This window comes from Nocardioides sp. CPCC 206348, assembly GCF_048654705.1.
Lineage (GTDB): Bacteria > Actinomycetota > Actinomycetes > Propionibacteriales > Nocardioidaceae > Nocardioides.
This window is the reverse complement of sequence record NZ_JBMCZA010000233.1, coordinates 7,640-7,846: the sequence shown is the minus strand read 5'-3', so window position 1 is coordinate 7,846 and position 207 is coordinate 7,640. Positions and strand designations below refer to the sequence as shown.

1 pseudogene is annotated in these 207 nt (G+C 69.6%); it reads left to right on the top strand.

The window, feature by feature from the left end:
* Positions 1 to 207: pseudogene (locus ACOADB_RS26620) on the top strand (hypothetical protein); the annotation flags it as partial.

Below are 207 nucleotides of genomic sequence, written 5' to 3'. Positions count from 1 at the left end.
GGCAGCGCTCGCTGCTCGCTGGGCTTCACCGCCCGCAACGCGGCGGGAGTTGTCTACGTCATCACCGCCGGCCACTGCACGAACCTCGGGGGCACCTGGTCCGGGCCCGCCGGCCCGATCGGCCCGGTGGCCGGAACCTCGTTCCCGACGAACGACTATGGTCGAATCCAGAGGACCAATACGGCCTGGGTGCCCACGTCGAAGATC